General features: G+C 70.6%; 9 protein-coding genes. 4 read left to right on the forward strand and 5 right to left on the reverse strand.

The features are described 5' to 3' along the window. Nucleotides 1-15 precede the first annotated feature (15 nt). Nucleotides 16-843, forward strand: coding sequence for a 5-deoxy-glucuronate isomerase (iolB, locus tag H512_RS0121075; protein WP_026785083.1), 828 nt, complete (start codon nt 16-18; stop codon nt 841-843). A gap of 634 nt (nt 844-1,477) precedes the next feature. Then, complete coding sequence (locus H512_RS0121080) at nt 1,478-3,022, forward strand: CoA-acylating methylmalonate-semialdehyde dehydrogenase (RefSeq protein WP_053240123.1); 1,545 nt, start codon at nt 1,478-1,480, stop codon at nt 3,020-3,022. A gap of 106 nt (nt 3,023-3,128) precedes the next feature. On the opposite strand, the gene H512_RS0121085 is transcribed toward H512_RS0121080, so the two are convergent. Then, nucleotides 3,129-3,395, reverse strand: coding sequence for a hypothetical protein (locus H512_RS0121085; protein ID WP_026785085.1), 267 nt, complete (start codon nt 3,393-3,395; stop codon nt 3,129-3,131). Between H512_RS0121085 and H512_RS27410 the strand changes: the two genes are divergently transcribed. Then, nucleotides 3,394-3,708, forward strand: coding sequence for a hypothetical protein (locus H512_RS27410; protein WP_026785086.1), 315 nt, complete (start codon nt 3,394-3,396; stop codon nt 3,706-3,708). The two genes, H512_RS0121085 and H512_RS27410, sit on opposite strands and share 2 nt — an antisense overlap. Nucleotides 3,709-3,778: 70 nt before the next feature. Here the strand turns inward: H512_RS27410 and H512_RS0121095 are convergent, their stop codons facing one another. Continuing rightward, complete coding sequence (locus H512_RS0121095) at nt 3,779-5,089, reverse strand: cobyrinic acid a,c-diamide synthase CobB (RefSeq protein WP_026785087.1); 1,311 nt, start codon at nt 5,087-5,089, stop codon at nt 3,779-3,781. Nucleotides 5,090-5,161: 72 nt separating this feature from the next. Here H512_RS0121095 and H512_RS0121100 point away from each other — a divergent pair, with 72 nt between their 5' ends. Continuing rightward, a complete protein-coding gene (locus H512_RS0121100) occupies nt 5,162-6,271 on the forward strand; it encodes a cobalt-precorrin-5B (C(1))-methyltransferase (RefSeq protein WP_026785088.1) in 1,110 nt (369 codons plus the stop codon). 99 nt (nt 6,272-6,370) lie between these two features. Here H512_RS0121100 and cobM read toward each other — a convergent pair whose 3' ends face one another. From cobM to cbiE, 3 genes are read right to left on the reverse strand one after another with little or no spacing between them, the layout of a single operon-like run. Then, nucleotides 6,371-7,135 (reverse strand): precorrin-4 C(11)-methyltransferase, encoded by a 765-nt coding sequence (gene cobM / locus H512_RS0121105; protein WP_026785089.1) that lies wholly within the window; start codon nt 7,133-7,135, stop codon nt 6,371-6,373. Beyond that, nucleotides 7,132-7,512 (reverse strand): cobalamin biosynthesis protein, encoded by a 381-nt coding sequence (locus tag H512_RS0121110; protein WP_026785090.1) that lies wholly within the window; start codon nt 7,510-7,512, stop codon nt 7,132-7,134. The genes cobM and H512_RS0121110 overlap by 4 nt, the downstream gene beginning before the upstream one ends. After that, on the reverse strand, nt 7,509-8,729 hold the full coding sequence (gene cbiE / locus H512_RS0121115; RefSeq protein WP_026785091.1) for a precorrin-6y C5,15-methyltransferase (decarboxylating) subunit CbiE: 1,221 nt from the start codon (nt 8,727-8,729) through the stop codon (nt 7,509-7,511). Before cbiE ends, H512_RS0121110 begins: the two co-directional genes overlap by 4 nt. Between the last annotated feature and the right edge of the window lie 18 nt (nt 8,730-8,747).

Here is an 8,747-nt window from a genome sequence, read left to right on the forward strand (position 1 = left end):
GAGAAGGAGAACAGCATGTCCAACTCCCGTCTTCGCGTGCAGCCGAAGGCCGCCCGCGGCCTCGTCACCGAGGTGACGCCGGAAAGCGCCGGCTGGTCGCATGTCGGCTTCGCTCTCCATCGCCTCGCGGCGGGCGACAGCCTCGCGGCCGAAACCGGCGGCCGCGAGGTCTGCCTGGTGCTGGTGTCCGGCAAGGCGCGCCTCGCCATCGACGGCAAGGACCACGGCGAGATCGGCCAGCGGATGAGCCCGTTCGACGGCGCGCCTTGGGCGGCCTATGTGCCGGCCGGCGGCCGCTACGCGCTGACCGCCGCCACCGCCGCCGAGGTCGCCGTCTGCTCGGCGCCCGGCGCCGCCGGCTTGCCGGCCAGGCTGATCCCGCCGGGCAGCCATCCGCAGATCACCCGCGGCAAGGGCTCCAACACGCGGCTCGTCACCAACATCATGCCGGAGGACGACGGCGCCGCCCATCAGCTGCTGGTGGTCGAGGTGATCACGCCGGGCGGCAACACGTCGAGCTATCCGCCGCACAAGCACGACCGGGACGACATTCCGGCCGAGAGCTATCTCGAAGAGACCTATTACTACCGCTTCAACCCGCCGCAGGGCTACGGCTTCCAGCGCGTCTACACCGACGACCGCAGCCTCGACGAACTGGTGCTGCTGGAAGACGGCGACGTCGTCATGGTGCCCAAGGGCTATCATCCCGTCGCCACCATCCACGGCTATGACAGCTACTATCTCAACGTCATGGCCGGGCCGAAGCGGATCTGGAAGTTCCACAACGAGCCGGCCCACGAGTGGCTGTTCACCGGCCTCGGCGCGCCGGCCGCCGCGCGCTGAGGGCCCCGCCATGAGGCGGTGACTCCATCCGCCACGGCCCGGCGCCCGTTCCTCCTCCCGCCGGCGCCGGCGGCATCCGCCGCTACCGCCCGTGGCGTCCCCGCCCCGGCGCCGCCTTCGGGCGGCGCGCCAGAGCCCATCCGGCGACCCGGAGCATGCCGGGACCGCCGGATGGGCCTGTTCTTTCGGGGGCCTGCGCCGGCCGCAGGGCGCATCCGCCGGACATGGCCTATCCTGCGCGCCGGACCGCCGCGGCGGTCCGTGCCGACAGGACGATCGCCGGCCGTAAAACGTTTCGTTCGCGCATCCCGAACCGGCGCCCGGAACCCTTCGCCCCTCGCGAAGACCGCCGGCGGCGCGGCCGGTCCGTCGTCCCGACCACTGCGAAACCGAGAATCGGACGATCTTCCAGCGGCTTAATTCCAGACATCCGCGACGGCGCCCCGAGCGCGCCGGCAAAGGGGCATGACGCAATCGTTTTTCCGGCCGGGAGCAGCGGCATGGAACGTTTCGTATCAAGATTGGGTATTGGCGTTCCAAAAGAAATGATATAGGGAATGAATATTCTAATTGCTTTGCGCCTTTGGCCGGCGAATGCTGGCGGCTTCCAGGGACACCCAAAAGGGAGAAGACGATGAACGTGGAAATCCTCAAGCACCAGTCCGGCAAGATCGCCCGCCTCAAGTACCTGGTGAACAACGAGTGGCGCGAGTCCAGGACGACGAAGTACATGCCGGTGATGGACCCCTCGACCGGCCGCCAGATCGCCGAGGCGCCCTGTTGCACGCAGGACGAGGTCGATGCCGCCGTCGCCGCCGCCGCCGCCGCCTTTCCCGGCTGGCGCGACACGCCGATCCCGACCCGCATCCAGCTGATGTTCCGCTTCAAGCAACTGCTCGACGCCCATCTCGACGAGCTGACCGAGCTGGTCGCCACCGAGAACGGCAAGGTGCTGGCCGAGGCCAAGGGCGACGTGCTCAAGGCGATCGAGGTGGTCGAGTGCGCCTGCTCGACCCACTACCTGATGCAGGGCGACACCTGCATGAACGTCTCCACCGGCTACGACACGGTCAGCTACCGCGAACCGCTCGGCGTGTTCGCCGCCATCGCCCCCTACAACTTCCCGGCGATGATCCCGATGGGCTGGATGATCCCGTTCGCCATCACCACCGGCAACACCGTGGTGCTCAAGGCGGCGTCGATGGTGCCGCAGACGGCCATGCGCATGCTGGAGCTGCTGATCGAGGCCGGCCTGCCGAAGGGCGTCGTCAACATGGTGACCTGCTCGCGCGTCGAGGCCGACACGCTGCTCACCCACCCGGCCATCCGCGGCGTCACCTTCGTCGGCTCGACCGGCGTCGGCATGCACATCTACAAGACGGCCGCCGGCGCCGGCAAGCGCGTCCAGGCGCTGACCGAGGCCAAGAACCACGCGCTGGTGCTCAAGGACTGCGTGCTGGAGCGCACGGTGCGCGGCATCATCAACTCGACCTACGGCTGCGCCGGCCAGCGCTGCATGGCGCTGCCCGTCGTCTGCGTCGAGGAGAGCATCGCCGACGAATTCGTGGCGCTGCTGAAGAAGATCGCCGGGGAGCTGAGGATCGGCCCGGCCTACCTGCCGGACAGCCAGCTCGGGCCGGTGATCTCGGCGGCGCAGAAGGAGTCGATCGAGAAGGCCATCCAGCGGGGCGTCGACGACGGCGCGACGCTGGTGCTCGACGGCCGCGGCGTCGCGGTGCCGGGCTACGAGGGCGGCTATTTCGTCGGCCCGACCATCCTCGACCACGTCAAGCCCGGCTCCTATGTTGGCGAGGAGGAAATCTTCGGCCCGGTGACCTCGATCAAGCGCGTCAAGGATTTCGAGGAAGGCCTCGCCATCATGAACGCCAACCGCTTCGCCAACGGCTCGTGCATCTACACGACATCCGGCCGCCACGCCCGCGAGTTCGCCAAGCGCACCGACGGCGGCATGGTCGGCATCAACGTCGGTATTCCCGTGCCCTTCTCGATCTTCCCGTTCTCGGGCCACAAGCAGTCGTTCTTCGGCGACCTGCACACCATGGGCAAGGACGGCGTCGCTTTCTTCACCGAGACCAAGTCGGTCACCTCGGTCTGGTTCTCGGAAGAAGACGCCAAGACGGCGGTCAGCACCTGGGACGGCACGCTGACCCGCAGCTGAGGCGCCGGAGCGCCGGCGGCCTTAGCCGGCGCGAAGGGCTCATCCGACGACTGCAATTCCTCCTCCCGACCGCACTTGGCCGGCCCTCGGGCCGGCCGCAGTCCGCTCAGGCGGCCATGACGCGGTTGATGAAGCCCTCCACCGTCTCGCGCAAGCGGCCGGCCTGCTCGTTCATGTCGTTGGAGGCGGCGGAGACCGCCGACGCCGACCGCGACGTTTCCCCGACGACGCGGGTCAGCGCTTCCGTCTCCTCGGTCGCCGCGCGGGTGCCGGAGGCCGCCCGCCGGGCGTTGCTGGAAATCTCCGCCGTGGCGGTGCCCTGCTCGCTGACAACGCTCGAGATGGTCATCGCCCTGCGGTCGACGTCGACCATGATGTCGGAAATCGAGCGGATGGCGGCGATCTGGGTGGCGGTCGCCTTGATCAGCGTGATGACGTCGCCGATCCGCTCCGCCGCCTCGGCGAGGCTGCCGACGGTGGCGTCGGTGCGTCGCGCCCCCTCCGAGGCCCGGCGGGCGACCTGCGTGGCGTTCTCGGTCTGGCGGACGATCTCGGCGATCGAGGCGGACAGCTCCTCGGCGTGTGTTTCTTCAACACGCTCAAGCGCTTCCGACGCATTGCCTTGCGTTGCGAAAAGACGCTCGCGGCCTCGACGGTTCGTTCATCTCGCCGGCAAGGTGCCTTAGCCGAGATGACTGCGATTGACCGCCCAGGATTTGGTCTCGCATCGCCGTTTCGCCCCGGCCGGATGATGCTCTATTCCAGCCGGGCGATGGCGTGGAAGAAGCTGCCGCTGACCAGGCCGCGCCGCGAGCCGTCGGGCACCGGCGCGCCGCCATGCGCATCCCTGACCTCGGCCAGCGGATCGTCGCCGCCGGTGGTGATGATCGACGCATAGTGGAACTCGTGGCCGGAGAGCACCGCTTCGGCCGGCCCGAGAGGACCGGCGGCAAGGAGGCGCGCCCGACGATAGCCGAGATGCAGCTTGCGCTTCTCATAGGAGGTCTCCAGGCCAATGAGGCCGGCCATGGCGTGGCGGTTGCCGCCGGCGTCGACGAGGCCGGCCCCCAGCACCATGTAGCCGCCACATTCACCATGCACCGGCCGCCTCAGGGCGAAGGCGCGGAGGCCGTCGAGGAAATTCCCCGCCGCCGCCAGCAAGCCGGCCGACAGTTCCGGATAGCCGCCCGGCAGCCAGCAGACGTCGGCGCTCGGGTCGGGCGCCTCGTCGGCGAGCGGCGAGAACGGCACGATCTCGGCGCCGGCCGCCCGCCAGGCGGCGAGATGGTGCGGATAAACGAAGCTGAAGGCGGCGTCGCGGCCGAGCGCGATGCGCTGGCCGGGCGGCGGCAGCGGCGCGGCGGCAGCCGGCGGCGGCAGCGCCATGTCACTGGCCAGCACCAGCAGCCTGTCGATATCGATATGGGTCTCGACGAGATTGGCCAGCGCGTCGAGCCGGCGGCCGAGGTCGCCGGTCTCCTCGGCCTGGACGAGGCCGAGATGGCGCTCGGGCAGCTCGATGGTTGCGGCGCGCGGCAGCGCGCCGAGCACGGCAATGCCGAGCGCCTCGATGGCTTCGGCGGCGAGCCGGCGATGACGCTCCGAACCGACGCGGTTGAGCACGACGCCGAGAAGCGTCAGACGCGGATCGAGCAGCTTCGCCCCGAGCGCCGCGGCGGCGGCCGAGATCGACTGACCCGTGACGTCGAGCACCAGGAGCACCCCGAGGCCGAGGGCGGCGGCGATGTCGGCCGACGATCCGGTGCGGCCGGTCTCATGGCCGACGCCGTCGAACAGGCCCATCAGCGCCTCGGCGACCAGCACGTCGGCGCCGTCCGCCTGGCCGGCGGCCAGCGCCGCCACCTGGGACGGCGTCATCGCCCAGCTGTCGAGGTTGACGCTGGCGCGGCCGGCGGCGGCGGCGTGGAAGGCCGGATCGATATAGTCCGGACCGCATTTGACCGGCGCCACCTTGAGGCCGCGGCGGGCGAGCGCCGCCATCAGGCCGAGGCTGACCGTCGTCTTGCCGGCGCCGGAACGCAGGGATGCCACCAGAAAGCCCTTCATCGCCGTCCCCTTTCCGCTTGACCGGATAGCAGACAGCGCCGACCTTGTCGCCCGAAAGGATCGGGCAGCGCCATGGCAGCAGGGACGGAAAACAAGGAAACGCCCAGCCTGAGGCGCGGCTGGACCACCGGCACCTGCGCGACGGCGGCGACCCGCGCCGCCTTCGAGGCGCTGGCCACCGGCCATTTTCCCGATCCGGTGACGGTGACGCTGCCGGGCGGCCAGACGCCCGCCTTCTCGCTGGCGACCACGGCGTCGGGCGACAATTTTACGCGGGCCGGCATCGTCAAGGACGCCGGCGACGATCCCGACGTCACTCACGGCGCGCTGATTCTGTCGACGGTGCGGCCGGCGGCCGCCGGCGCCGGCCTCGTGTTCCGCGCCGGGCCGGGCGTCGGCACGGTGACGCGGCCGGGCCTGCCGCTGGCCGTCGGCGAGCCGGCGATCAACCCGGTGCCGCGCGCCATGATCGCCCGAACGCTTGCCGAGGCGCGCCACATGGTCGGCGGTCCCGAGGACGTCGAGGTGGAGATCGGCATCGACAATGGCGAGAAACTCGCCGAGCGGACGCTGAACGGCAGGCTGGGCATCGTCGGCGGCCTGTCCATCCTCGGCACCACCGGCATCGTCGTGCCCTTCTCCTGCGCCGCCTGGATCGCCTCGATCCAGCGCGGCATCGACGTGGCGCGGGCCTCGGGCTTCGTGCACGTCGCCGCCTCGACCGGCCACACCTCCGAGCAGGCGGTGAAGGCGCTCTACGGCCTCGACGACGTCCAGCTGATCGACATGGGCGACTTCGCCGGCGGCACGCTCAAATATCTGAGGAAGGCGCCGGTGCCCTCGGTGACGCTGGCGCTCGGCTTCGCCAAGGCGGTGAAGCTCGGCCAGGGCCTGTTGGACCTCCATTCCAAGCGCGGCAGCGTCGATCTCGACGCGCTCTCCGCCATCGTCGCCGAACTCGGCGGGGCCGACGATCTCGTTCAGGCGGTGCGCGGCGCCAACAGCGCCCTCGACGCGCTCACCCGCTGCCGCGCCGCCGGCATCCCGGTGGCCGAAGGGGTGGCCGAGCGCGGCCTTGCAACCGCGGTCGGGGTGATCGCCGGCAGCGGCATGGCGCTGGAGGTCGCGGTGTTCGACCGGCAGGGCGGCCTTCTCGCGACGACCGGCTTCCGCAAGGTCTAGAGCAATTCCAGCAAAAGTGGGAACCGGTTTTGCGTCCGGAATTGCGTCTCAACAATGAGATAGAGCCTTTCCGGCGAACCGGATTTCACTGGAAAGGCTCTAGAAATCATCCCGCCCCCGGAAGCGGCGCTGGTAGTCGGCCGAATAGAGGGCGCTCGGCCGGAAGTCGTCGCTGCCGAGCACCCGCCCGACGAGGATCAGCGCCGTCCGTTCCATCGGCATCGCCTGCAACTGTCCGAGGATGCTCGCGAGCGTGCCGCGGACGATGCGCTCGTCCGGCCAGCTCGCCCGGTAGACGACGGCGACCGGACAGTCCGCGCCGTAGAAGGGCGTCAGCTCCTCGACGATCCGCTCGATGACGTGGATCGAGAGGTGGAGGGCGAGCGTCGCGCCGGTGGCGGCGAAGGCGGCGAGCTTTTCCCTCTCCGGCATGGCCGAGGCGCGGCCGGAGGTGCGGGTCAGCACCAGCGACTGGCCGACCTCGGGCAGCGTCAGCTCGCGGCCGAGCGCCGCCGCCGCCGCCGCGAAGGCCGGCACGCCGGGCGTCACGTCATAGGGAATGGCGTGCTTTTCCAAGAGGCGGATCTGCTCGCCGAGGGCGCTCCACACCGAGAGGTCGCCGGAATGGAGCCGCGCCACATCCTCGCCGGCCCGATGCGCCCTCAGATATTCTGCCTCGATCTCGTCGAGCGACAGCGGCGCCGTGTCGACGATGCGGGCGCCCTCGGGGCAATGGGCGAGGATGGCCGGCGGGATCAGCGAACCGGCGTAGAGGCAGACCGGCGAGGCGGCGATCAGGTCGCGGCCGCGCAGCGTCAACAGGTCGGGCGCGCCGGGGCCGGCGCCGATGAAATGCACGGTCATGACAAAAGCTCCTCGGCGACGGCGACGGTGACGCCCTCTCCGGCCCGGCGCGGCACGATGAGGCGCGCCTTGCCAGCGAAGGCGGCCAGCGCGGCGGCCTCGGCCACCGACGGGATGCCGAAACGCGCCGCCGCGGCCGGCGACGGCGTGATGGTCAGGTGAGCGACGGAGGCGAGCGCATCACGCGGCAGGAAGGCGAGCGGCAGGCCGAGCCGTTCGGCCGCTGCGATCAACCCCGCCTCGCCGCGCTTGTCCGCGACGGTGTAGAGGCCGACGGCGGGCGGCAGGCCGGCCGTCGCCGTGGTGATGTGCCGGACAATCGTTTCTCCGGCGGCGCCCTTGCGGCAGCCGACGCCGATGGCAAGCCGGCCGCTCACGGCTTCACCCAGGTCCACTGGACGACGGGCAGCGCCGGCCGCAGCGCATGGAAGCTGCCGATGCGGTCGAGCCGCGCTATGGCGATCTGCGTGAGATCGCCGCCGAGCCGCGTCTGAAGCGCGAAGACCTCGGCCGTCGTCTCCACCGTCACGGCGTTGATCACCAGCCGGCCGCCGGATTTCAGCCGGCCGAGGCAGGCGTCGGCGACGCCGGGGTCGCCCGATCCGCCGCCGATGAACACGGCATCGGGATCGGGCAGCCCGTCGAGGCCGGCCGGCGCCTTGGCTTCGATCACCTGCAGGTCGGGCACGCCGAAGGCGAGCGCATTGCGGGCGATGCGGGCGGCGCGGACGGCGTTCTCCTCGATCGCAAAGGCGCCGAGCGAGGCGTCCGAGAGCATCCACTCGATGGCCACCGAACCCGAGCCGGCACCGACGTCCCACAGCGTCTCGCCGCGCGTCGGCCGCAGCGCCGCGACGGTCAGCGCCCGCACTTCGCGTTTGGAAATCTGGCCGTCGTGCTCGAACCAGTCGTCGGGCAGGCCGGGCGTGAAGGGAATGACGCGGGCGCCGGGCGTCGCCGCCACCTCGACGGCGACGAGGTTGAGCGGGTCGATGTCCTCGATATCGAAGGCGTCGGCGCGCGCCGAGCGCCGCCGCTCGCGCGGCCCGCCCATCGCTTCGAGCACGGTGAGGCGGCTCGGCCCGAGGCCGCGGCTGGTCAGCAGCGCTGCCAGCCTTGTCGGCGTCGTGCCGTCCCAGGACAGCGCGAAGATGCGGGCGCCCGGCTGGGCGTGCGGCAGGATGCGCTCGAGCGCCCGGCCGTGCAGACTGACGCGGACGACCTCCTGCCCCGGCCAGCCGAGCCGGGCGGCGGCCAGCGCGAAGGACGACGGCGCCGGCAGCACCGTCATTTCCTCGGGGTCGATGATCGCGGCGAGGAGCGAGCCGACGCCGTAGAACAAGGGATCGCCCGAGGCGAGCACCACAACCGGACTGCCGCGCCGGGCGACGATCGCCGGAAAGGCGTCCTGTAGCGGCGACGGCCAGGCAAGCGAGATCGCAGGCTCGGCGTGCACGAGGTCAAGATGGCGACGGCCACCTACGATGAAACCCGCTTGTGCGATTGTCGAAACTGCCGCAGGAGAGAGACCGTCGAGGCCATCCTCTCCAAGGCCGACAACGGTGAGCCATGGGGCAAGGGAGGCTTCAGCCATGGGGGACTCCGGGAAACC

This window comes from Pleomorphomonas koreensis DSM 23070 (assembly GCF_000425185.1).
GTDB lineage: Bacteria > Pseudomonadota > Alphaproteobacteria > Rhizobiales > Pleomorphomonadaceae > Pleomorphomonas > Pleomorphomonas koreensis.

Coding starts and splice junctions, on each gene's coding strand:
- iolB (WP_026785083.1), top strand. CDS start 16: ATGTCCAACTCCCGTCTTCGCGTGCAGCCGAAGGCCGCCCGCGGCCTC.
- H512_RS0121080 (WP_053240123.1), top strand. CDS start 1,478: ATGAACGTGGAAATCCTCAAGCACCAGTCCGGCAAGATCGCCCGCCTC.
- H512_RS27410 (WP_026785086.1), top strand. CDS start 3,394: ATGATGTCGGAAATCGAGCGGATGGCGGCGATCTGGGTGGCGGTCGCC.
- H512_RS0121085 (WP_026785085.1), bottom strand. CDS start 3,395: ATGGTCGACGTCGACCGCAGGGCGATGACCATCTCGAGCGTTGTCAGC.
- H512_RS0121095 (WP_026785087.1), bottom strand. CDS start 5,089: ATGAAGGGCTTTCTGGTGGCATCCCTGCGTTCCGGCGCCGGCAAGACG.
- H512_RS0121100 (WP_026785088.1), top strand. CDS start 5,162: ATGGCAGCAGGGACGGAAAACAAGGAAACGCCCAGCCTGAGGCGCGGC.
- cobM (WP_026785089.1), bottom strand. CDS start 7,135: ATGACCGTGCATTTCATCGGCGCCGGCCCCGGCGCGCCCGACCTGTTG.
- cbiE (WP_026785091.1), bottom strand. CDS start 8,729: ATGGCTGAAGCCTCCCTTGCCCCATGGCTCACCGTTGTCGGCCTTGGA.